Origin of the sequence: Tenacibaculum sp. 1B UA (assembly GCF_033978845.1) — a bacterium.
Classification (GTDB): domain Bacteria; phylum Bacteroidota; class Bacteroidia; order Flavobacteriales; family Flavobacteriaceae; genus Polaribacter.
In genome coordinates this window covers 1-24,731 of record NZ_JAKVUA010000018.1, presented here as the reverse complement: position 1 = coordinate 24,731, position 24,731 = coordinate 1, and the positions used below count along the sequence as shown (strand labels likewise).

The window sequence follows — 24,731 nt, the reverse complement described above, 5'->3', positions numbered from 1 at the left end:
CTTTTCTATTAAGGTATCTATGCTTTATTAGGAGCTTCCATTACTGTTCCACATTTATAACAAGTACATTTTTTTGTATCAGAATAATACTTATCGAAAATTATTGGCATATCGGTTTCAATATTATCTAACGCAAATTCTTCTCTATACAATTGATGTCCACAATTTTCACAGTACCATTCTAAAGCATCCATCATACCTTCATCACGTGGATATTCAATAACCAAACCTACTGTGTTTGCTTTTCGCTGCGGTGAATGCGGTACCTTTCCTGGTAGTAAATAAATGTCTCCTTCATTAATTTCAACATCAATCATTTTACCTTTGTCATCAATAATTTTCAACACCATATCCCCTTCTAATTGATAGAAGAATTCCGGTGTTTCATTGTAGTGATAATCTTTACGATTGTTAGGCCCTCCTACAACCATTACAATATACTCACCATTGTCCCATACTTGCTTATTTCCTACAGGTGGTTTTAGTAAATGACGGTTTTCATCTATCCATTTTTTGAAATTCAAAGGTTGTACTAACTTGCTCATTTTATTTAGATTTTTAAACTTTTAGACATCAAATTCGAGATTGTTTTAAAGGTACTTAAATAGTCTTGTTTCTAAAAGTCTTTATACTGGATTCTTTTATAAGGACTTTGTTCTACCTCCATCAACAGGAACATTTATTCCGTTGATAAAACTCGCTTTCTCACTCGCTAAAAACACTACCGCATTAGCTATTTCTTCAGGTTTCGCAAAACGTTTTGCTGGAGAGGCATTTTTCATGGTCTCTGCAACTTCTTCAATTGTCTTTCCGGTTTTTGCTGCTTTGTTATTAATAATTTCAGTCAACCTTTCAGTACCAGTGGCTCCTGGTAACACATTGTTTACAGTAATTCCGAATTGTCCTAATTCATTTGCCAAAGTTTTACTCCAATTAGCTACAGCACCACGAATGGTATTCGAAACTCCTAAGCCATCCAATGGTTGTTTTACCGAAGTGGAGATTATATTAATAATTCTACCATAACCTTCTAATTTCATAAATGGGACTACCGCCTGTACCAACACATGATTACATTTTAAATGCATTGTAAAAGCTCTTTCAAACTCTTCTAACTGAGCATTAAATACTGGACCTCCAGCTGGACCTCCCGTATTATTTACTAGAATATGGAACTGTAAATCAGTTGCTGTTAACTTCTCTTTTAATTCTTCTGGTTTTGAAAAATCGGCTACCAAATATCCATGCTTTTGATTGTTGTTTGGTAACTCAGCTAAAACTGCTTTTAATTTTTCCTCATTTCTAGCTACCAAGGTTACATTTACTCCTTCATGAGCTAACTGTATAGCTGATGCTTTTCCTATTCCTTGTGTACTACCACATACCAAGGCATTTTTATGTTGTATCTCTAAATTCATCTCTATTTGTTATTCTGAATCATTTGTTTAATCTTAACTGCTTTCTCAAAATGATCTAATTGATGCGTTTGAATCCACCAAGTAGCCACTTCCATTAATACTTTCGGATTATCATTTTTATTTTTGAAAAATGCATAAAACGAAAGCCCTACATTTTCTCCTTTTTTAGCAATCTTCTCTTCACAGATAGCAATTATTTTTTGTCGTATTTCCTTATTCATATTTTATACATACATTTTTCGGTTCTGTAAAAAAACGTAACGCTTCAAAACCTCCTTCGCGCCCTACTCCACTTGCCTTCTGACCTCCAAAAGGTGTTCTTAAATCACGCAACAACCAAGTATTTACCCAAACAATTCCTGTGTGCAATTCTTTAGACATTCGCATAGTTCTGGTCAGGTTGTTTGTCCAAAGTGTTGATGACAAACCATACACTACACCATTAGCCAACTTTAAAGCTTCATCTTCTGCTTTAAAAGACATAATCGTAACTACAGGCCCAAAAATTTCTTCCTGATTTAATCTACACTGATTACTAGAAACCTCAATAATCGTCGGTTGTAAATAGTATCCGTTTTCACAATTCTTGACAGTGACTCTGTCACCTCCATATAGAATTTTCCCTCCTTCTTGTTCCGCAATATCTATATACGACTTTACCTTTTCTAAGTGTGGTTTCGATACCAATGCTCCAATATTCGTATCGGCTTCAAACGGATTTCCTATTTTTAATTCTGATACTTTTTGAACAAAATCTTTTTTGAATTGCTCGTAAATACTTTCCTCTACAAAAATTCTACTTCCGCACAAACAAATCTGACCTTGATTTGCAAACGATGAACGTACAGTAGTTTCTAACATTTTATCATAATCACAATCAGCGAAAATGATGTTTGGGTTTTTACCTCCTAACTCTAATGACAATTTCTTAAACATCGGTGCAGCTGTACGTGCAATATGTGCTCCTGTAGCCGTTCCTCCAGTAAATGAAATTGCTTTGATATCTGGATGCTCAATAATCGCTTGACCTGTAGTCGTTCCTAATCCGTGAACTATGTTTAACACTCCTTTAGGTAAACCTGCTTCATTACAAATTTCTCCTAGTAAATAGGCTGTCATTGGGGTTACTTCACTCGGTTTCGCTACCACGCAGTTCCCTGCTGCTATTGCTGGAGCAATCTTCCATGTGAATAAATAGAGTGGTAAATTCCACGGAGATATACACGCTACTACACCAATAGGCTGACGTAACGTAAAATTCATTGCTCCTAAGCCAATACTTTCATGAGCTTCGGATGAAAATTGGGTTATTGCATCTGCAAAATATTGGAAATTAGATGATGCTCTCGGAATATCAATCGCTGTAGCTAGACTTAAGGGCTTTCCATTATCCTTAGCCTCTGCTTCTGCTAATTCAGGAAGTTTTTCTTGAATCAAACTTGCTATTTTAGAAAGAATTCTTCTACGTTCATTCAACGTCGTATTTGACCAATACGGAAAAGCTTCCTTAGCTGCTTTATATGCTAATGCTACATCTTCCTTAGTTGAATTAGGAATTTGCCCGTAGACCTCTCCAATTGATGGATTATAATTATCAATATAATTATTAGCTACTGGCGCTACCAGTTCTCCGTTTATGTAGTTTTTAATGTTCATTTCATTCACAGATTAAAGAAAAAAGAGAAAAGAAAAGAGACTTCTTTTGTCTTGGTTCTTGGTTCTTTATTCTTTTTTCTTATACGCCACCACTTTAATTTCAATCAATAAATGTGGGTGTGGCAATTGATGTACCGCTACTGTTGTTCTGGTAGGTCCGTTATAATCGAAATATTCTGCATATACTTGATTATACCCTCCAAAATCATTCATGTTTACTAAGAATGACGTTACATCAACAATATCTGACAAATCTGCGTCTACTTCTTGTAAAATATCTCGGATGTTTTCAATAACCGCTTGGGTTTGCTTTTTAATATCTAAGTTGGTAGTTCCGAATTCATCTACCTCAACTCCTTCAAAAGAATTATCAGGTCTTCTTGAACTGGTTCCAGATACATAAATGAAATCTCCTACTTGTTTTACATGCGGAAATTTTCCTCTTGGTATTGCCTTTCCTTTGATTACTTTGCTATCCATGTTTTTTATTTTTTGCTTCCAAACACATTTCCATGAGATTTCTCCTTTGGTCAAAATGACGTTTATGAAGTTGCTAATTCTAATAGTTTTAGCGTTGTTTTTAAATTTCGTGTGGTCGCTGTTACCTTCAACTTCTTTTCGATTACACTATTTGTCAGTTTAGTTTTTCCAAATCCTGACGGACAATATAAATACACAATATCATCAACTATTTTATATTCGTCTTCGTTAATTCCTTTAACTTCAATAACTGATTCTTTAGTTACTTTATCTAAAAAAGTAAAAGCTACTATTTTTTCATTCTCTTGTGAAAACGGATAGTTTTCTAGTGTACTTTTCCATACCTCTGGTGTTCTAGCCAATACAGGTATATCATACCCAAATTTAGCAGCAATCGCTTCTTTAATTTTCTGACAAACGATCTCTTTTGTGTCTTTTGAATCTAAAATAATATTACCACTTTGAATATAGGTTTGCACATTTTGAAACCCTAATTCATTTAACATATCTCGCAAATCCGCCATCGGAAGTTTATTCTTTCCTGATACGTTAATTCCACGTAATATGACGATATATCTTTTCATTAAAGCCCTTTTCTTAAAACCTCTTTGATTCCTTCTAAATTATCTGAAAATAACATCATTTGACTTAGTATTTGTGCCATTTCATTTTTATCTCCAAATCCCTTTAACTTATTATTTTTCGCAAAAATATCTTTTATATCATTCCAACGAGCTTCTTCTTCTTTTGTTAAGTCTCCTATTAATTCTTTATACTTCAATAAATTTGCTTCAGCAGAAGATGTTAATGTTTGAGACTCACTTTCATAATGAGATAATACCATTTTTTTTAACTCCTTATCATTCATTATCGGTACTACTTTAGCCACTAGCTTATTCATATCTCGGTATGAACCTTGTAACTTAAAAGAGGGTTCTGTTCTATATTCATCTTCCTTTGCAGCAGACTCAATATATGTTTTATTTACTTTTAAGATGGTATCCCTTATAGTTATTACTTTTTCTAATACCGATATATAATCTTGAATTTCTTGTTTTGTATGATTTCCTTTTAGTGTATTTTCTTCTGTATTATTCTCAACTCTATCAATTAATGCATAAACATCTTCAAAATATTTACTACTTAACTGGTGTAGTATTGGATTTGATGTTAATGAGTTTTCTATTAAACTAAGTTTAAATAAATGATCTGTATCTCCTATAATATCTCCTAAGTTATATATATCAGCTCGGTTTGCCAACATATCAGGTATTTGAAACTTATCTCCACTTTCAGTATATGGATTTCCAGCCATAATTACACAAAACTTCTTTCCTCTTAAATCATATGTTTTTGGCTTTCCGTTATATACTCCTTCTATTTTTCTTGTTCCATCAGAAAGAGAAATGAACTTTTGTAAAAACTCAGGATTACAATGCTGAATATCATCTAAATATAACATTACGTTATCTCCCATTTCAAAAGCTAGATTTAACTTTTTGAGTTCTTCTCTAGAGGCTGAATTTGTTGCTGCTTCCGGATCGACTGAGGTTACCTCATGACCTATTGCTGGTCCATTAATTTTCATGAAGATTAACCCCAACCTATTAGCTACGTACTCCATTAATGTAGTTTTTCCATAACCAGGTGGTGATATTAAAAGTAACATTCCCATTCTATCGGTACGCTTATTATCTCCAACTGTTCCTAGTTGCTTAGATAAATTATCACCTATCAGAGGAAAATAAACCTCATCTATTAATTTATTCCTAACAAAAGATGATAATACTCTCGGCTTAAATTCATTTAATTTTAAAGTCTCTTTTAAGTTTTCTACCAATAAATGCTTAGCTTCTTTATAGGCTGAAAAATTAGGAACATCTTCTTTTGAAAAAACTTCTAACTTTTTAATAAAGTTATGGTAGTTAAAATATAGTTCTCCTTCAATAATAGTAGGATGGTCACCTTTTAGCCCTTTAATTGTTTGTTTAGGGTTCGCATGTAAAGCTGTATTAGGTTCATGATTAAATAGTAATAATGAAATTATCTCATGTATATAATTTTCATCCCCATTTATAGATGATATAAAAGAGCTAACCCATTGTTTAGTTAATTGAATTTTTGCTTTATAATTTACAGTTTTTTCAAGATTGCTATTAAACACATTTAATGCATCTTGCTTTGTTAATTGCTTTACAAAATCTTCTTTTATTCCTAGTGCAATAGCACTAATTACAAATGAATTTGTATTATTTAATTGACTAAATAAATAGTTAGCTATTACTTTTCCTAATTTTTTAGAAAACAATGAAGTTTTTTCTGAAAAAATAATTATTTCTTGGTATAATTTATCTATTAAAAAATCATATTCTTTACTTTCAGGAAAGAATCGTAAAACTTCTCCTGAAGCTTTAATAGAAAAATTGTAATAATCTTGACTTTCTTTAGGTAAAGAATTCCAAAAATATTGAGCAAACCCTCTAATATTTGATGTATATGTTAACAAACCTAATTCGTGGTGCTTATGAACGAGGGTATGTAATATTTTAAATGCGTCAATATCGTGTACTCCTTTTACATATCCTTCTGCAAACAAGCTTCCACTTTCATTTTGAACCAGCGTTAATAAATCTTGTTCATTAAGTTTTAATAGTTCTTCTGTTGAACAAGAAGTAAACAGTTTATATGCTAAATAAGAAGACCTATAAACTGAGTTGTTCTCAGAAATTAATTCTTGATTCCAATACTTCTCAGATTTCAATAAGGTTTCGTCTTGAATTTCTTGATAGAAATTTGTTCCTATTAAGTGATAATGTAATGTTTGGTCTTTATAAACTATTGATAAATCAAGTGGTTGTTTATTAACCCCAAACTTGTGTTTTCCTAAACGGATTACATTTTCTCCGTCTTCGTATAGCTCTTGTTTATCTTTTAATTTTCTTAACGCATCTTCCTTAGCTACTTTAAGCTGGGTTTCAATAGCTTCCGCTTTACCTACTGATTCTAGTTCTTTTAATTGATTAACAATATCTCTAACTTTATTAATCATTAAATCAGCAGCAAAATACCCATTTATATCTTCTACCGATAGGAAACTTTGTGCCTTTTTTGCTATACTTTTTAAAATTCTTTCAGAGGCAGAGCTTAATGCTTCTATTTTTTTGTTTCTTTTTTCTAATATTGTACTTTTTCGAGCATCAAAAGCATTATGTACTTCTTCTCTCTTCTCAAGAATTAAAGAAATAAATTCTTCAAAATCGGCAAATCTACCTTCTAATTCTTCTAATTGAATTGCTATTTTTGTTAGAAATTCATCACATTTTTCTGGCGTAGTAGCCATATCAATGTAATTTATAATACTTTGATCTATCAATTTTAATTGAGCAGCAAAATCCGCTTTAGCCTCTTTATTCCCTAAAGACTTAATAACATTTTTTATTCCTGATTTTAATTGATTTAATGTTGCAAAAATTAAAGAAATATTATCAATAATTTTGGTTGACTGTGAAGTATCTTCAATCTCTAAGTTTGTTACAATCTCAATTAGAAGTTCTAAGTCTGCTGTTATTTTATCTACTTCTTTTTCAAGCTTCTTAGCATCTATTACTTTTTTAATAGATGTTAATTGTTCTTGTTTTTCTTGAACACGATTATGATATGGCTTTAAAGCTTGATCATTCAATAAAAACTCTACACATCTTTTTGATATAATAGTGCTTTGTTCTTCAATAGAACTTTCAATTTTTTCTAATACATCAATTGCTATATAACGAACATCTTTTAAGCTAATAACCTGCCCTCTTAATACTCGTAACTCATTTAGTAATTCAACAAAATCTTCTATCGTTTTAAACGATGTACTTTTAATCTTACTTAAAAGAACATTCGATTTTTCTTGAATAACCTTACCTTCTTTTGCTGCTTGTTGCTTTAACTGAGTTACTTTTTCAAATTCATCAATTGCAGCATTGGCAGCATCTTTAATTTCTGCAACAGGTATACTTAATTGTTCTGTTTCAGGTTCGTTTATCCAATAATAACTACTATTAATATCATTTGATTTCTTAGCTATGTCATTGTACAAGCCAGCATAACTATCTTCTTTATTTAAAAGAGTTATTAATTCATGGCATTCTGCCATTGCTTTAACAATATCCTTATTACCAATCTTATACAACAAAGTGTCTTCATGTGATGAAGGAATGTTGTCTGTTTTTAGATAAGGGGTTTGCCAAATTTGAACAACATGATGTTTTGTTTGTTCATTTTCTGTTTTAAAATAACACAACTCTCCATCCTCCAAAATTGCAAAGCCATTACAAACAATAGGTGTTTTTACCCCTTGCTCGATAATATTATAAGACATTAGTATGTAAAGTCCTCTTATTGTTGCATAAAATACATATAAAAAATCTTCTCCGTTAGGAGAAACTATTTTCTCTTGAAACTTTACATCTTTAGTATTGTTTTGAAAAAGTTTATACTGACCTGTTTGTAAATAATATCCGTCAGGAAAAATAAGACCTTGATCATCTGGCAATAACACTGCACAGTCTTTAATACTATCAACTTTTTGAACTTCTTGTAATTTGTGGTTATAAATAAAATAACGTGCTTCTTCTTGAAATGGTTTTATTTCAAGCAAAATAAGGTTTCCTAAATCAGCATAACGAAACTGACCGTCATCCAATGTTTGATCAATATGTTCTACTGGTTCTTCAAGAATTCCCTTTCCTTCATCAGTGTTATCTTCTATCTTGATAGTTAGGTCACCTCCAATTGTTTCTACAAAAACTTTATCTAAAATAGAAATATGAGAATACGTACCATAACGGTGCATATCTCTAGTTACTTCCCGCCAATTAAATTCATGTTGCTTTGGAAACTTGTATTCATGTTCACTTCTATTATCAACATATACTAATTCATTTTCTTTTATCAACCATTTAAAAGTCTTTACATCTGTTTTATTTTCACTTAATTGAAAAACCATATGAAGGTAATTATCGATAATTGCAAATTTTGCAAAAATGGTATTTCGATAATACTTATATAAGTTAGTAAAGTCTGTTATAAAGGTTTCGTTATGAAGAAAATCTAGTGGTTTAGGTTGAAATCGATTTTCATTAAACTCATATGCACTAAAAACATCTGATAATTCGATAACTGTTCTTAGTCCAAAATGAACATTGTACCCAAAGATTGAGGTATTTCCTAAAGAAACTATATCTCTAGCAATACAGTTGTTTTCTGTGTTAATTCTATCATTTGCTATAAGCTTCGTTTCAACTGTACCAAATACAAGTTTTCTTTCTTCGTTTAATCTTTGTAACCTATCTAGTAGCTCTTTTTTTTGTTTTTGAAGTCGATTCTGGATAATCTCATAGGTTCCGCCATCAAGTTGTTGATTTTTCATGCAAAAAATTACGAGTTTAAAATTAATATTAAAACACTTAAAGTAAATTCCGAGCATTGAAAAATCAATACTCGGAAAATATTATTTTAACTCATCTTTTTATTAGAAATATCTAATCCTTTTGCTAAACTAAAAAGGTTTCCTAAGAGTGTTTGATCATCAGCAGATGTTGCTCTATCTTTTAAACTCATTAGCAAATTAGCAATTGTTAAATTTTTAATATCCTCAGAAGAAATTCCATATTTCACTGCAAAATCTCTTACACGTTCCATTAAATTCCCTTTTACATCATCACTACTTAGTATAGCGTCTTTTACTTCTTGTAAATTACTACTGTTTTCAATCATCTTGTCCAGTCCTTTTGCCTTGGTGATTTGCCCCATGATTTGCTCAAAGAACATTGTTTCTCCTCCTACTATATCAATATTAGCAGACTTTAATGCTTGTCCTATAACATCAGCTTGTGCATCTGCAATATCTTTTTGGATGTTAATATGTGCTAAATCTACTTTTAAATCTTTTTCTAAACGTAGTTTAAACTCTTCATGTTCTTTACCAACACCATCTAACTTTTTCATTGCTGCTGCTTTCTCTTCTATTCCAGCTGCATCTGCTAAGGCTTTTTCTCTTATAATTTCAGCTTCTGCCATTCCTTCTTTCCTTAAGGCTTCTGCTTTTGCTTCAACTCCAACAGCCTCAGCTTTTGCTTTCTTCTCTATAATAAGAGCCTCCATAGTACCAAAGCGTTCGCTAGCATCTGCTTTGGCATGCATTACTTGTGCTTCTGACATTCCTAAAGTAGCTTCTTCTTTTGCTTTTGCATCTGCTAATGTCTTACGAGCCTCTGCTTCCTTTTCACTTGCTTCTTTGTGTGCCTGTGCTTCAATATTTATTTCTTCTGCTTTTTGTTTTGCAGCTTCTTTTTGAGCCTCAGCTTCTTTAATTGTTTTAATTAAATCTTCTTGAGCTTTTGCTTCTGCTAATGTAATAGCTACTTGTTTTTCCCTTTCTGCTGTTTTAAACGCCTGAATATCTTTCATATTCTCTTGTTCTTCAACCACTCCTTTTTCTAGAGTAACACGATCACGAATAACATCTTGTATGTTTTTCTTTTCTACCTCAACTACTTTTTCTTTTTCAATCTGAGCTAATGTAACAATTCGCTCACGTTCAGTAGCTTCTAACATCCTATCTTTTTCTACTCTTTCAGTTTCAACAACATCTGTACGTAATTTGTTCTTAGCTGCTACAATAACTTGCCTTTGTTTATTTTCCTCTGCAACTTGTACCTTTTCTTCTGTTACTATTCTTGCCGACTCAGACTTTAATAATTCTTCTTGGTTAACTTTTAAGATTTCAGCTTCTTCTCTAGCTTTAACATTAGCTATTTCACGTTTCTGTTGCTCTTCTTTTTCTGCCAATTGTTTGTCTAACTCTAAAATAGCTTCACGAGCTTCTACATCTTGCTTTCTAATCGTTTTCTCTTCGTCTCTTTTAATTAAATTCGCCTTAACATTTTGTACTGCAGTTAGTTCAGTAATCTTTTTTATTCCTTCTGCATCTAAAATGTTATCAGCTTTTAAATAAGATACTGATGTTTGCTCTAAATAATCAATTGCGCAATCTTCAAGCGTGTATCCATTTAAATCTGTCCCAATTATATCTACAATTTCATCTCTAAACTCCCTACGCGCCTCATATAACTCAGTAAATTCAAACTTTTTACCTACAGTTTTTAACGCTTCTGAAAACTTGGCTTCAAATAAGTCTTCTAAAGTTGAAATATCTGATGCTCTGTCGCAACCTATAGTTTGTGCTACTTTTTTAATAAATTCTACTTCATTATTAACTCTTACAAAAAAGGCAACTTTAATATCTGCTCGCATGTTATCTTTACAAAGCAATCCATCATTACCTAAACGTTCTATTTGAATTTTCTTTACAGATATATCCATTATTTCTACTCTGTGAAACACAGGTATTACATACATCCCTTTATCTGTAGCCACCTTGGTACCTCCAAAACCTGTACGTATCAAAGCTTCCCCTTGTGGTACCTTTTTGTAGAACATTGCTATTATAGCAAAATATAAAACAATAAGAAATAGAATTAAACCTACTCCTACTCCAATAACCTGTAATAAACTGTTTGTCATAGTTCTTTTTTTTAAAAAATTTTTGTTTTAATTAATATATGATTGTGCGTAATAAAAAGACTTATCCTGACTTTGTTTTATAATCAAGATTTGCTCTCTAAATTGTATTGGACTCCCGTCTAATGATTTAATATTTATTGACAAATAAGTCCCTTCAGCTTTTACTTCGGCTGAACCTAATTTTTTTTCTTTAATACTAGATAAAGAAACACCTACTCTACCTACTATTTCTATCGGTAGATCTCCATGTTGATTCAAGTTCTTAAAAAAATTTTTAAAAGGTGTTGTGAATATTTTATTGATGAATAGCGACGGTAAAAAACCTATTAACATTAGCACAAAACCAAAGCTATTATTTATACTACCTGTTAAAACAGTAGAAAATGCTGTACAAATCCACCAAATAAAAATCCAACATGTAAATGTGAACATAAAAGGCAGCCCTACAAAGTTGAAATAAATCAGAAATATTTGCCACCATTTTAGTGGTTTTCTTTTCTTTCCTAATACATCCTCTTTATTTACTTCTGCATTTGAAACATCGTGAAAATCTGCATTTCCTCCTTCTATTCCTGAATCTGTATCAATATCAAAATCTGCATCGATGTCTACGTCTATATCTAAATCGAAATCAACTCCTGAAATCATTGTCACTATCCAATACAACAACAGTATAATTACCAGTATTGTAAGTGGTAAGTTAACAGATGAAAATATAATATCAGTAAAAGTGTTCAATTTTATTCTTCTTTATTATTTAACCCTAATTTTTCTTTTAATTTTAACAGACTTTCTTCTGCTGAAGTTTCAGTTACATCTGCCGCCTCTGACAGTTCCTGATCTATTGATTTAGAAGATTTCGCTATTTCCCCATAAGCTTCAGCTAGAGCCTCTTCTTGTTTTACTTTCTCTTTCATGCGTTCTAACATAGAAACTGTACTTGTACTATCAACATCAGCCATTTGTTTATTCAAATTCTTTGTTGCTTTAGAAACTTTAACTCTAGCTTTTAATGTTTTCAACTCATTTTCCCATTTGCTAATATTCTGTTTAATTTCCTGAATATTATATTCTAATTTACTCACTGAGTCATTAAATTGAACCTCTTCTTTTTTCACCATTAATATTTTATGGTTCATTTCTTCTTTTTTCATTAAAGCTTCCTTCGCTAGTCTGTCTGCCTCAGAAAGTTCCATATCTCCTTTTTGTCCTTTTTTCAAAATTAATATCGCTTTTTGCTCATAATCTTGACTTTTAAAAGTTAACTCTTCTACATCGTTTTTAGCTCGAATAGCCAATGCTTTTACTTGCGCTAAGGATTCTAAACTTTCCTCAAGGTTTAATTTTAAGTCTCTAATTCCTTGTTCTGTCATTTTAATAGGATCTTCCATCTTATCTATCGCAGAATTTGCTTCTGATTGCCCTATTTTAAAAAGTCTTTTAAAAAAATTCATATCTATTTTTTTTAATATTTTGAAAAATTAATAATGTGATCTGAGTATTCACTTAAGAGTAAGCTAAGTGAGTTTAAACTAGCTTCAAACTCATTGGCGTCTAAATTCTCTAATTGAAGTGTATCTCTAAAAATAACACGTTCTCCACTTTCATCTAAGACAAAAGCTCCGTGGATTATATCTCTATTCTTTTGCAGTAAACTCCTAAAAATTTCTTGATTAGGCTCTTTAATTTTAAAGATATATTGTTCAAAAATTATAATTGGATTTGCAACTCCTATAATTAAGTTTTTAATTCCTTCGTTTTCTTTCTCAACAACAAAAATCCCTTCTTCTTGATTCTCTTTTACAATATTGAAGTTTAACTCTAGTAAAAAAATCTTTACCTTACTAAAATGTGCATTCATTTTCAAGTAGTTTAATTAGTTTGTATAGCATTCTTTTTAAACGATAATATTACAAAAAGTTTCTAAAATTTAAAGACACTTAACACAATATTATTTAGTTACATAATTTTAATATTTAAACATCCTCTCTCTAATTTTTAAACTAAAAAAATTAGCAAAAACAAAAATAATTAGCTAATATTGTTTGCTCAAATATACAAAAACAAAAACAATTAGCAAATAAAATTAGCAAAATATGTCGTTTTTTGGTAAAAACATAAAAAAAATAAGAAGTGTTAAACGCTTAAGCCAACAAGCTTTTGCTGAACTTTTCAATCTTAAAAGAGCCACTTTAGGTGCTTATGAAGAAGGTAGAAGCGAACCTAAAATTGATACTATTATAAAAATTGCTAATTATTTTAGCATTCCTATAGACAACCTACTAACCTCAGAACTTACTGTTAATAATTTACTCCAGTTCAAAGAGAACCTAACTCTAGAAACAGAAAAAACCTCCAAAGAAACCACCACTAAAATACCTTGTATCACTAAAAAAGTAGCTACACAGTACCTCAAACACTACAATAAAACTTCTTTCATTAATAATTTACCTAAAATTCAACTCCCTATTAACTCACAAAAAAAACTTAGAGCCTACACCATTTCAAATTTAGAAATGGCCAATCACGATAACGGATTCTACCCTAACGACATAGTAATAGGAGAATTTACACCAAACAACACCATAAAGAACTTAAAAAACGGAGAACTTGCTCTTACTCTTGTTAAAAACGAACTAATACTACGTAGGCTTTATATTAATAATAATTCTATAACACTATGTGCAGATCATAAAAATATACCTGATAAAGTATTTCCTTTTAAAGACATCAAAGAATTATGGAAAATACAATATGTGCTTTTTAACAGAGTTCCTGATTTTAACACCTCGATAGAAAACAAACTTTCTTTTTTAGAACAAGAGCTTTTAAAACTAAAAAGAGAATCACAGTAAACAGTTACCTAAATCCTGCTATTTTATCTTCTTCTAAGATTTCATTGGTTTCTTCTTGTACTTTTTCCAACACCTCATTTAAATCAGTTACCGTATCTAAATCGTTATGCGCTACCATATTTAATAAGGCTTTGTCTTGTGCACGTCCTTTTTTCATCGCTTCTGCATACGGAATCTCTTCATTAAAAGTTACCATAGAGTACTTTGAAAAATATTCTGTTGGGAAGGTCTTTTCTAAATCCATTTCTAATTTTCTCTTTTGTTTAAATAATGGATTTGCTACATGATCACGCATTTCGTAAAAATTATCGATAGCTAAATCAGCAATCGCATCGGTATCTTCTTTACGCGCTTTTTCATACGCTTTAAAAGTAGCTTGCCAATCTCCTTCGTGCTCATCTAAAATTGTATCAAATACAGTTACATCTTCAAAAGAGGCATTCATTCCTTGTCCATAAAACGGAACTATCGCATGTGCTGCATCTCCTAGTAACAAAGTTTTATTTTGATAATGCCAAGGCGAGCATTTTACCGTTCCTAAAGCTCCTGTTGGATTGTTAATAAACTCATCTTTAATACTCGGTATCAACGCTAAGGCATCTGGAAATTCTTTTTCAAAAAACTCAGTTATTTTTTCTTCCGTAGTTAAGCTATTGAAATTGTACTCTCCTTCATCGTAACTTAAAAACAAGGTTACCGTAAAACTTCCATCCAAGTTAGGTAAAGCTATTAACATATACTCTCCGCGAGGCCAAATATGCAAATGACCTTTACTAATTTGGTGTTTTCCTAACTTGTCTGCAGGAATTTCTAATTCCTTGTATCCGTGTGTTAAAAAATTCTGCGAATAGCTAAACAAGAATTTTCTTTCTAAATAGTAGCTTTTCCTCAATGCAGACCCTGCACCATCTGTTCCAAAAATCACATCTCCATCTACTGAAAACTCTTCCTTCGTATTGTAGTTTTTAAAATGCGCTACCGTATTTTCAATATCTACCGAAGTACATTCTGTATTAAAATGAATGCTTACATTTTCGTGTGCTTCCGCTTCGTTTAATAAGATTCCGTTTAAGTCTCCTCTCGAAATAGAATTGATATATTCTCCTTCTCTACCTGAATAATTAGAAGCAAACGTATTCCCTTCTCTATCGTGCATTAAACGTCCGTACATCGGAATACAAATTTTACGCGCTTTTTCTTCTACACCACATAAACGAAGTGCTTTAAAACCACGATCAGATAATGCTAAGTTGATAGAACGTCCTGCTGAAATATCGGTAACTCGTAAATCTGGACGACTTTCATATATAACTACTTTATACCCTCTTTGCGCTAAACGAAGTGCTAATAAACTTCCGCATAAACCAGCACCTATAATTACTATGTTATCTTTTTTACTCATTACAGTAATTCTTTTAATATTTCAACCATTCTAAACACATCTTCAAAACTATTATACATTGGCACAGGGGCACAACGTATTACATCAGGCTCTCTCCAATCGGTAATAATATTATTTTCGGTTAATTTTTTGTGCAAACTTTTATCTGCGTTCTTTACTTGAATAGATAATTGGCACCCTCTTTCTTTCGGGTTAGATGGTGTAATTATTTTAATACTGGCCGTATCAATCTGATTGATTAGATATTCAAAATAACCCGTTAATTTTTCCGATTTAGCTCTTAACGCTTCCATTCCTACTTCTTCAAACATATCTAACGAAGCTCTAATTGCTGCCATCGATAAAATAGGCGGATTACTCAACTGCCAACCTTCTCCTCCTGCCATTACATCAAAGGGTTGACGCATATTGAAACGAGTTTCTTTATTATGATTCCACCATCCTGCAAAACGAGGTAAGTCTTTATTGTGCGCATGTTTTTCATGTACGAATAGGCCTCCTAAACTTCCTGGTCCTGAGTTTAGATACTTATAGGTACACCAAGCAGCGAAATCAACTCCACTATTGTGCAATTCTGGAGAAATATTTCCAGCACCGTGTGCTAAGTCAATTCCCACCATGCAATTTTTAGCGTGTCCAATTTCTGCAATACGTTTGATATCTAAATACTGTCCTGTATAATAATTCACACCACCTATCAACAACAAAGCTATTTCATCACCTTGTTCATCAATTATTTTCTCTAAGTCTTCTATTCGTAATAACTCTTCTCCTTCACGGGGTTTCCATTCTATCAATCCTTCTTCAGTATCAAAACCATGAAATTTTAATTGCGATTGTACTGCATATCTATCCGAAGGAAAAGCATCACTTTCTATAACAATTTTATACTTTGTTTTAGTTGGTTGATAAAACGATACCATTAACAAATGCAAATTGGTTGTTAAGGTATTCATCACCACCACTTCTAATGGTTTTGCTCCTACAATTTTTGCCATCGAATTGGTTAAAAACTCATGATATGGCATCCATGGATTTCGAGCTTCAAAATGCCCTTCTACTCCATATTTTGCCCAATCGTCTAATTCTTGTTGAATGTATTGTTGCGTTTGTTTAGGTTGTAATCCAAGAGAATTCCCCGTAAAATACAACCAGTCATTTCCTTCGGCATCTTTTGGAATATGAAACTGCGCTCTTAAATGCGCTAAATTATCTTCTTTATCTAGTTGTTGTGCGTAATCAAGTGTTGGTTTGTGCATACTTATCTTTATTTCTAAAAACCATTTTAAAGACACTAAAGATACTTCATTTTTGACTCAAAATAAAAACCAAAGTGTTTCATATACTAAAACAGCGTTTTATAAACTTACCAACTTTTATTATATTAGTCAATATTTTTAAAAAAAAATGAATACAGGTTCTAAAAATTTAAATCAGTCCATCATCAAAGCATTTACTGTTTTAGATGCTTTTACTAATGATAAAAAAGAATGGGGTGTTAGAGAATTAGCTACTATAACTGGCTATAACAAGAGTACCGTATACAGATTATTAAGCACTTTAGTTTCGTTAAATGCTGTGCAACAAAACAACAACGAAAAATACCAACTAGGAAGTAAATTATTTGAATTAGGGAACCGTGTTGCTATCTATAAATCACTAAGAAACTTAACTAACGAGTCTATACAAAAAGTAGCCTTAGAAATTAAGGAAACTGTTTTGTTGGGTATTTTAAAAGAACAACAAGTACTACACATTAATAAAGCAGACAGTTTACAAGGACTAAAAATAAGCACTTCTATTGGTTCTTACGCCCCTATTAATGGCAGCGCAATTGGAAAATTATTATTAGCTTTTTCTTCGTTAGAAACACAAAGAACTTTTTTTAGTTCAGTTACACTGCAATCATTCACTAAAAATACGTTTACCTCAACCTCAAAGCTCAAAAAGGAAATACAATTAATTCAGCAACAAAAGTTTGCTTTAGATATTGAAGAGTTTGAAATTGGTTTGGTATGTATTGCAATACCCATATACAACAAAAAAGGAAAGGTTATTGCTGGATTGAGCGCATCTGGACCTTCCAGTAGGTTTAAAATGGAAAATGTTGCTAGCTATATAAAAATCTTACAGAATGGTGCTGCTGAGATAGAAAATAGACTAAGTGATTTTAATAGATTATAAAATTGAATCATGAAACAAATTAAAACACTTTTACAATCTTTTGCTAACATTTCTGATAAAGATTCAGATTACTTTTCTTCTAAACTAAAAAAACAAACGCTTCAAAAAAAGGAAATACTATTGATCAAAGGAGAAACAGAAAATTACCTTTCTTTTGTTGAGGAAGGGGTTTTAAGATTGTTTATTCCAAAAATTGAAAACGATGTTACCTTTGGTTTTGTTTTTAAAAATAGCTTTATAAGTGCTTATGACTCTTTTTTAACACAAACTCCATCTGAATATAGTATTGAAACGTTGACTCCTACTGTTTTATGGAGATTATCTTCTAATGATTTAGAAAGCATCTATCAAAATACTTCTATTGGTAATGAAATTGGAAGAAAAAATGCCGAAAGTTTATTCTTGCTAAAGTCAAAACGAGAGCTTTCTTTATTAAACAACACCCCTGAAGAACGATATCTTAACCTTTTTCATGAAAGACCTGAGTTAATCAAGCAAATTCCATTAAAATATATAGCTTCTTATATTGGGGTAACCCCACAAGCGTTGAGTAGAATTAGAAAACGAATTTATTAACCCAAGTTCATTGATTGTTTTTAAAAGTTTATTCAATTTTGAGAAAAATTTTAATCAATGAAACCATTATTTATTTTACTAATCATTTTTATAATTTCTACAGGAGTTCAGAAACTATTTTTAAAAAGTGTGAACTATACTCTTTCTGGCAGAATCGCCATGTGTGCTATGTTGCTATTTACTGCTTTAGGACACTTTTTATTTATAGATGGCATGAGTAAAATGATTCCGAATTTTATCCCTTTAAAATCATCTATAGTAATACTAACAGGCGTATTTGAAATTATATTGGCAATTGGTTTACTATTACCAAACTACCAAAAAACCACGGGCTGGATTCTTATTGTATTCCTTGTATTAATGTTACCCGCCAACATAAAAGCAAGCTTGGAGAACTTAAACTATCAAACGGGTACTTATGATGGTAAAGGACTTTCTTATTTATGGTTTAGAGTTCCTTTACAGTTCTTTTTTATTGTTTGGGTGTACTTTTCTACTTTAAAAAAGTAATTATAAATAAAAAAGGTCTACATTTTACTGTAGACCTTGAACAATATAATTTGTTTAAGACATGATTTAGTATAATACTCTAAACTTAATCGTTCCTTCTACTTTTTTAAGTTTAGTAATCACTTCTTGATTGTATTCTTTATCCACATCAGTAATTACATAACCTACCTTTTCATCAGTAGATAAGTATTGCCCCGTAATGTTCAACTCATATTTTGCTAATACTTTATTGATTTTCGCCATCACGCCAGGTACGTTTTTATGAATATGTAAAAAACGGTGTGCGTTTTTATGCTTTGGCAAGCGAATATTCGGGAAATTCACTGCATCTACCGTATTTCCTGAGTTGATATATGCCATAATTTTGTTTGGAACAAAATCAGCTATATCTTTTTGAGCTTCTTCAGTGCTTCCTCCTACATGCGGTGTTAAAATCACATTATCCAGCCCTTTTAACTCCGTATAAAAATCACCATTTTTTCTTGGCTCTTCAGGATAAACATCCACTGCAGCTCCAGCAATTTTACCTGATTTTAACGCACTCACTAATGCTTCAATATCTACCACAAACCCACGAGATAAGTTCACCAAGTGTGCACCATTTTTCATTTGTGCTATTTCCTCTTTTCCTATGTAGTTTTTATTTGCTGAATTATCATCAACATGTAACGTAACTACATCTGAAATATTCAATAATTCATTTAATGTATCTATTTTTGTGGCATTCCCTAAAGACAGTTTATCTTCTACATCATAATAATACACATCCATACCTAAAGCTTCAGCTAATACAGATAATTGTTTACCAATGTTTCCGTATCCAACAATTCCAAGTTTTTTACCGCGAACCTCTCTTGAACCTTGTGCTGTTTTATTCCATTGACCGTTATGGATTTCTGTACTTCTTTGAAACACACTACGCATTAACATTATAATCTCTCCAATAGCTAGTTCAACCACCGAACGTGTGTTACTATATGGTGCATTAAAAACCACTACTCCACTCTCTTTACAAGCTTCTAAATCAATCTGCTTCGTACCAATACAAAAAGCAGAAACTACCATTAACTTTTCGGCAGCTTCAATAACTTTACGAGTTACTTGTGTTTTAGAACGGATTCCTAACACATGAACATCTTTTAACTTTTCAATCAATTCATCTTCTGATAAACTTCTTGATACAGTTTCTACTGAAAACCCATCACCTGTTAGCTTTGTAAAAGCATCAGAGTGTACGTTTTCTAATAATAATATCTTAATTCTGTTCTTTGGGTATGATAAGTTTCTAGGCAATTTGTTAACGTATAAAAATTCATCTAAATTCGGCGTAATATGGTCGGCATTTGCAATCGTTTTATCCCTCGATACATTCTCTGTATATGCGAAGAAAGTATCAGCAACACCTGCCTCTTTAGTAACTGCATCACTATACCCATCACCAATAACTTGCACTTCACCTTCTAAATTTAAGGATTTTAAACAATCTATCTTACCATTATGTTTAGATAATGGATTTTCTGTATCAAATCCAATGATAACTCCATCTTTGTCAAACTCAAAAGTATTTGCGAATACTCTTTCCGACGGAATGTTATACTCCGCAACTATAGGATCAATAAACTCTTTAAACCCTGCTGAAATCACATAAATATCATCAGAAAAGCTCTCAAAAAACTCTTTATTTCTTTCAATAGAAGGAGACACTTTTTGTCTCAATTCTTCAATTAACAAAGGTAAATCTGACTTTTTAGCACTTAATAACTGAATACGTTTTTCTAAGGATTCCGTAAAGGACACTTCTCCATCAATTCCTTGATTGGTAATATGGATTACTTCTTGAATAATCTCTTCCTTTTTTTGATTTCCTTTTAAAGTGATTTCAGCTAAAACATCTAATGCTTCCACACTGGTTAGTGTGCTATCGAAATCGAAAACGAAATTTCGTTTTACTAAATTCATGTTATTTATTTGTGTTTTTCTTGTTGTGTTGTTAAGCAACGAATGTACAAAGGTTTTCTTAAAAACACATATTACAAACCCCTTAAGTTTCAGTTTTTAACTAAAGAAAACACACTTTTTAAAAGCTATTACTTTTTAAGATTTCACCCCTCTAAAAAGCTTCAATTTTAAACCAGTAAGAACAACCACCAAAAGATAGGTATAGCTTCAACCCAGAAAGAGCTATAATATTTAGATTGATTTACTTTTGATCTCATTAATAAAACTAAAAGTACAGAAAACAACACCAAAAAAACAGTTCTAAAATGAGTATTAGGACTAATCATAAACTCCAACACCAAACACAACCCTAACAAAACAGCACCAAACTTTTTAGTGTTTTCTATACCTATTTTTTTAGGAATCGTTTGTAAAGAAATAGCATCATATTGTACATCTCTAATATCAAAAGGGAGAATTAATATCACCACTAATAAAAACCGTTGTACCGCAGATAGATACATTTCGCTTGTAAAAAAAGTTTCGCTCGCATATACTGGCAATAATACCGTAGTACTCGCCCATACCAAAGCCACCACTACTATTTTTAAATAACCAATACTTCGTAAGTTTTTTTGAAACCCACTTAAAAAAGGCACTGCATATAAAAAAGTTAACAACCCAAAAGGCACAAAAAATAATAATGTCTTTAATGGAAGTAACCATGCGTAATAACACATCAACAAAAAACAAATCAGTGAAAATATTTGAATAATTTGTAAATTTTTAGTCAAACTTCGGTGATGTAGTTTTGCAACACCAGCATATTTTACAAAGTTATACCCTGTAATTGTCGCAAAAAACACAAAAAAACTTAGTGATTCATCATACGAAAAACCAAAGTATAGCTCTGTAATTCTAAATAAAGAAAACACCGCAAAGGCAACATGAATGCTAGAGTTGATATAAAAATCGAGTACTTTTTTAAAAAGGTTCATCTAACAAAAATAACTTTTCTGTTTATAACCAGTTGTTTTGGTTAAAAAAATATTGCTTTTAACAAAAAAATATGCGTTAACAAATCAACCAATTTCACTATTTTTGAGGCACGAAAAACAACAACACAATAATGAACACAAATTCATTTCAACTAAGGCATATAGGTCCTCGTGTTAAAGATCAGGATCAAATGCTTCAAACAATTGGCATAGAGAGTTTAGACCAATTGATTTACGAAACTATTCCCGACGATATTCGTTTACAAAAAGAGCTTGATTTAGCTCCTGCTATGAGCGAATATGAATACCTAAATCACATTAACGAATTAGGTGCAAAAAACAAAGTTTTTAAAAGTTATATCGGTTTAGGATACCACGAAGCTATTTTACCTAGTGTTATCCAACGTAATATTTTAGAAAACCCGGGATGGTATACTGCGTATACCCCTTACCAAGCTGAAATAGCACAAGGACGTTTAGAAGCCTTGTTAAATTACCAAACTATGATTTGTGATTTAACAGGAATGGAATTAGCTAACGCATCATTATTAGATGAAAGTACTGCAGCTGCAGAAGCTATGGCTTTATTATTTGATGTTCGTGAAAGAGCACAAAAGAAAGCAAACGTAAACAAGTTCTTTGTTTCAGAAGAAATTTTACCACAAACCTTATCAGTATTACAAACACGTGCTATTCCTATCGGAATTGATTTAGTAGTTGGTAATCATGAAGAATTTGATTTTTCTGAAGAATTCTACGGTGCTATCGTACAATACCCTGGAAAGCATGGACAAGTGTATGATTACACCGATTTCGTAGCTAATTGTAACGCAAACAATATTAAAGTAGCTGTTGCTGCTGATATTTTATCGTTAGTAAAGTTAAAAGCTCCTGCTGAATTTGGTGCTGATGTTGTGGTAGGTACTACACAACGTTTTGGTATTCCTTTAGGATATGGAGGGCCTCACGCTGGGTATTTTGCTACTAAAGAAGCTTATAAGCGTAGTATTCCTGGTCGTATTATTGGAGTTACCAAAGATGTTGACGGTGGTCGCGCCCTTCGTATGGCATTACAAACACGTGAGCAACATATTAAACGTGAAAAAGCAACTTCAAACATTTGTACTGCACAGGTATTATTAGCAGTTATGGCAGGTATGTATGCTGTATATCATGGTAAAGATGGTTTACAATACATTGCAGATCGTGTACACACAAGCACTACATCCTTAGCAAAAGCGTTAAACGATTTAGGTTTCAAACAAAAAAACAGTGCTTATTTTGATACTATTTTGGTTGAAGTTGAAGCAGACAAATTACGCCCTGTAGCAGAAGCAAACGGAATCAATTTTAACTACATTGATGAAAATCATATTTCAATCTCTGTAAATGAAACCGTTGGATTAAAAGAAATCAACGAAATTGTTGATTGTTTCGAACAAGCATTCAATATCAAAGACATTTTAGTTACTGAATTTACTACTACAGATGTAATTCCAACAGACGTAAAGAGAGCAACTTCTTTCTTAGATAACGATATATTCAATACGTATCAATCAGAAACTGACATGATGCGTTATATCAAAAAATTAGAGCGTAAAGATTTAGCATTAAATCATTCAATGATTTCTTTAGGGTCTTGTACCATGAAGTTAAATGCTGCTTCTGAAATGTTACCGTTAAGCAATCCTCAATGGGGGAATATTCACCCGTTTGCACCATTAAACCAAGCAGAAGGATATCAAATCATGTTAGATAACCTTGAAAACCAATTAAACGTTATTACTGGTTTTGCAGGTACTTCTTTACAGCCTAACTCTGGTGCGCAAGGTGAATTTGCTGGATTAATGACTATTAGAGCATTTCACGAAGCAAATGGAGACACCAACAGAAACATCTGTTTAATTCCTGCATCTGCTCACGGAACCAACCCTGCATCTGCTGTTATGGCGGGTATGAAAGTGGTAGTTACTAAAACGGATGAAAGAGGAAATATCGACGTAGAAGATTTACGTGCTAAAGCTGAAAAACATGCTGATAATTTAGCTGCTTTAATGGTTACCTACCCATCTACTCACGGAGTATTTGAAAAGGCTATTAAAGAAATTACGCAAATTATTCACGATAATGGCGGGCAAGTATATATGGACGGTGCAAACATGAACGCACAGGTAGGATTAACAAATCCTGCAACTATTGGTGCCGATGTTTGTCACTTAAACTTACACAAAACATTTGCGATTCCTCACGGTGGTGGTGGACCAGGTGTTGGACCAATTTGTGTAGCGCCACAATTAGTTCCGTTTTTACCAACCAATCCAGTAATAGCAACTGGTGGTGACAATGCCATTACTGCTATTTCAGCTGCTCCTTGGGGTTCTGCATTGGTATGTTTAATTTCTTACGGATACATTACTATGTTAGGTGCTGACGGGTTAACAAACTCTACTAAGAATGCAATTTTAAACGCAAACTACATCAAAGAACGTTTAAGCGGGCATTATAGCACTTTATATACAGGAGAAATGAACCGTGCAGCTCACGAAATGATTTTAGACTGTCGTGAGTTTAAACAAAACGGAATTGAAGTTACTGATATCGCAAAACGTTTAATGGATTACGGATTCCACGCTCCTACGGTATCTTTCCCAGTAGCTGGAACGATTATGGTTGAACCGACAGAATCTGAAGGTGTAGCTGAGTTAGATCGTTTTTGTGATGCCTTAATCTCTATTAGAAAAGAGATTGCTGAAGCAATCAAGGAAACTCCTAACAACCCGCTAAAAAATGCACCTCATACACAAGAAATGTTAACTGCTGATGAATGGGATTTACCATACTCTCGTAAGCAAGCAGCATTTCCTTTAGAGTATATTGCAGACAATAAGTTTTGGCCTTCTGTACGTCGTGTAGACGATGCTTTTGGTGATCGTAACTTAATTTGCTCTTGTAACCCTATTGAAGATTATATGGAGGCGGAAGCTTAAAAACAACATTCAATACAAATTCAAAAAACCTCATCAAAAAAAGATGAGGTTTTTGCTTTTATAAACTACGCTAAAACGGTCATTTCTGTAAAGGTTAACTAATTCGTTGACAGTTTTGGTTAAAAATATTAGGAGCCACACCATTTAAACTTTGG

The 24,731-nt window shown here is 32.2% G+C and carries 20 protein-coding genes; 5 read left to right on the top strand and 15 right to left on the bottom strand.

Annotated features, from left to right (window positions below; genetic code table 11):
• Positions 1-17 precede the first annotated feature (17 nt).
• The 11 genes from MK851_RS12745 to MK851_RS12695 form a co-directional block, all read right to left on the bottom strand.
• Complete coding sequence (locus tag MK851_RS12745) at positions 18-545, bottom strand: 3-hydroxyanthranilate 3,4-dioxygenase (RefSeq protein ID WP_320244276.1); 528 nt, start codon at positions 543-545, stop codon at positions 18-20.
• 96 nt (positions 546-641) lie between these two features.
• On the bottom strand, positions 642-1,418 hold the full coding sequence (locus tag MK851_RS12740; protein ID WP_320244275.1) for an SDR family oxidoreductase: 777 nt from the start codon (positions 1,416-1,418) through the stop codon (positions 642-644).
• Positions 1,419-1,420: 2 nt separating this feature from the next.
• On the bottom strand, positions 1,421-1,639 hold the full coding sequence (locus MK851_RS12735; RefSeq protein ID WP_320244274.1) for a DUF6500 family protein: 219 nt from the start codon (positions 1,637-1,639) through the stop codon (positions 1,421-1,423).
• Positions 1,632-3,074, bottom strand: coding sequence for an aldehyde dehydrogenase (locus tag MK851_RS12730; protein WP_320244273.1), 1,443 nt, complete (start codon positions 3,072-3,074; stop codon positions 1,632-1,634). Before MK851_RS12730 ends, MK851_RS12735 begins: the two co-directional genes overlap by 8 nt.
• Before the next feature lie 66 nt (positions 3,075-3,140).
• Positions 3,141-3,554 carry a RidA family protein gene (locus MK851_RS12725; RefSeq protein ID WP_320244272.1) on the bottom strand — a complete coding sequence of 138 codons (414 nt, stop codon included), beginning with the start codon at positions 3,552-3,554 and terminating at the stop codon, positions 3,141-3,143.
• A 62-nt stretch (positions 3,555-3,616) separates the two neighbouring features.
• A complete protein-coding gene (locus tag MK851_RS12720) occupies positions 3,617-4,138 on the bottom strand; it encodes a DUF1697 domain-containing protein (RefSeq protein WP_320244271.1) in 522 nt (173 codons plus the stop codon).
• On the bottom strand, positions 4,138-8,970 hold the full coding sequence (locus MK851_RS12715; RefSeq protein ID WP_320244270.1) for a DNA repair ATPase: 4,833 nt from the start codon (positions 8,968-8,970) through the stop codon (positions 4,138-4,140). Before MK851_RS12715 ends, MK851_RS12720 begins: the two co-directional genes overlap by 1 nt.
• 86 nt (positions 8,971-9,056) lie before the next feature.
• Positions 9,057-11,126: an SPFH domain-containing protein gene (locus MK851_RS12710; protein WP_303506989.1), complete on the bottom strand. Its 2,070-nt coding sequence runs from the start codon at positions 11,124-11,126 to the stop codon at positions 9,057-9,059.
• A 27-nt stretch (positions 11,127-11,153) separates the two neighbouring features.
• Positions 11,154-11,864, bottom strand: a complete 711-nt coding sequence (locus MK851_RS12705; RefSeq protein ID WP_303506991.1) for a hypothetical protein — start codon at positions 11,862-11,864, stop codon at positions 11,154-11,156.
• Between the two features lie 2 nt (positions 11,865-11,866).
• Entirely contained in the window at positions 11,867-12,580 is a 714-nt protein-coding gene (locus MK851_RS12700) for a PspA/IM30 family protein (protein ID WP_303506993.1), read from the bottom strand.
• Positions 12,581-12,591: 11 nt separating this feature from the next.
• The gene (locus MK851_RS12695; protein ID WP_303506995.1) at positions 12,592-12,987 is read right to left on the bottom strand and encodes a molecular chaperone Tir; all 396 of its coding nucleotides are present in this window, start codon (positions 12,985-12,987) and stop codon (positions 12,592-12,594) included.
• 235 nt (positions 12,988-13,222) lie between these two features.
• Here MK851_RS12695 and MK851_RS12690 point away from each other — a divergent pair, with 235 nt between their 5' ends.
• Entirely contained in the window at positions 13,223-13,981 is a 759-nt protein-coding gene (locus tag MK851_RS12690; protein ID WP_320244269.1) for a helix-turn-helix domain-containing protein, read from the top strand.
• A 4-nt stretch (positions 13,982-13,985) separates the two neighbouring features.
• Here the strand turns inward: MK851_RS12690 and MK851_RS12685 are convergent, their stop codons facing one another.
• Both MK851_RS12685 and kynU read right to left on the bottom strand, forming a co-directional pair.
• Positions 13,986-15,383, bottom strand: a complete 1,398-nt coding sequence (locus tag MK851_RS12685; protein WP_320244268.1) for an FAD-dependent oxidoreductase — start codon at positions 15,381-15,383, stop codon at positions 13,986-13,988.
• Positions 15,383-16,642, bottom strand: coding sequence for a kynureninase (gene kynU, locus MK851_RS12680; RefSeq protein ID WP_320244267.1), 1,260 nt, complete (start codon positions 16,640-16,642; stop codon positions 15,383-15,385). Before kynU ends, MK851_RS12685 begins: the two co-directional genes overlap by 1 nt.
• Before the next feature lie 148 nt (positions 16,643-16,790).
• Here kynU and MK851_RS12675 point away from each other — a divergent pair, with 148 nt between their 5' ends.
• The 3 genes from MK851_RS12675 to MK851_RS12665 are packed head-to-tail and all read left to right on the top strand — an operon-like array spanning position 16,791 to position 18,653.
• Positions 16,791-17,567, top strand: a complete 777-nt coding sequence (locus tag MK851_RS12675) for an IclR family transcriptional regulator (protein WP_303507005.1) — start codon at positions 16,791-16,793, stop codon at positions 17,565-17,567.
• Between the two features lie 9 nt (positions 17,568-17,576).
• Positions 17,577-18,143 carry a Crp/Fnr family transcriptional regulator gene (locus tag MK851_RS12670; protein ID WP_303507007.1) on the top strand — a complete coding sequence of 189 codons (567 nt, stop codon included), beginning with the start codon at positions 17,577-17,579 and terminating at the stop codon, positions 18,141-18,143.
• Between the two features lie 57 nt (positions 18,144-18,200).
• Positions 18,201-18,653, top strand: a complete 453-nt coding sequence (locus tag MK851_RS12665; protein ID WP_303507009.1) for a hypothetical protein — start codon at positions 18,201-18,203, stop codon at positions 18,651-18,653.
• 66 nt (positions 18,654-18,719) lie between these two features.
• Here MK851_RS12665 and serA read toward each other — a convergent pair whose 3' ends face one another.
• Together serA and MK851_RS12655 are read right to left on the bottom strand one after the other, a co-directional pair.
• A complete protein-coding gene (gene serA, locus MK851_RS12660; RefSeq protein ID WP_320244266.1) occupies positions 18,720-20,612 on the bottom strand; it encodes a phosphoglycerate dehydrogenase in 1,893 nt (630 codons plus the stop codon).
• A gap of 167 nt (positions 20,613-20,779) precedes the next feature.
• Entirely contained in the window at positions 20,780-21,589 is an 810-nt protein-coding gene (locus tag MK851_RS12655; protein WP_320244265.1) for a hypothetical protein, read from the bottom strand.
• A gap of 131 nt (positions 21,590-21,720) precedes the next feature.
• Between MK851_RS12655 and gcvP the strand changes: the two genes are divergently transcribed.
• A complete protein-coding gene (gene gcvP, locus MK851_RS12650; protein ID WP_320244264.1) occupies positions 21,721-24,576 on the top strand; it encodes an aminomethyl-transferring glycine dehydrogenase in 2,856 nt (951 codons plus the stop codon).
• The last annotated feature ends 155 nt before the right edge of the window (positions 24,577-24,731 follow it).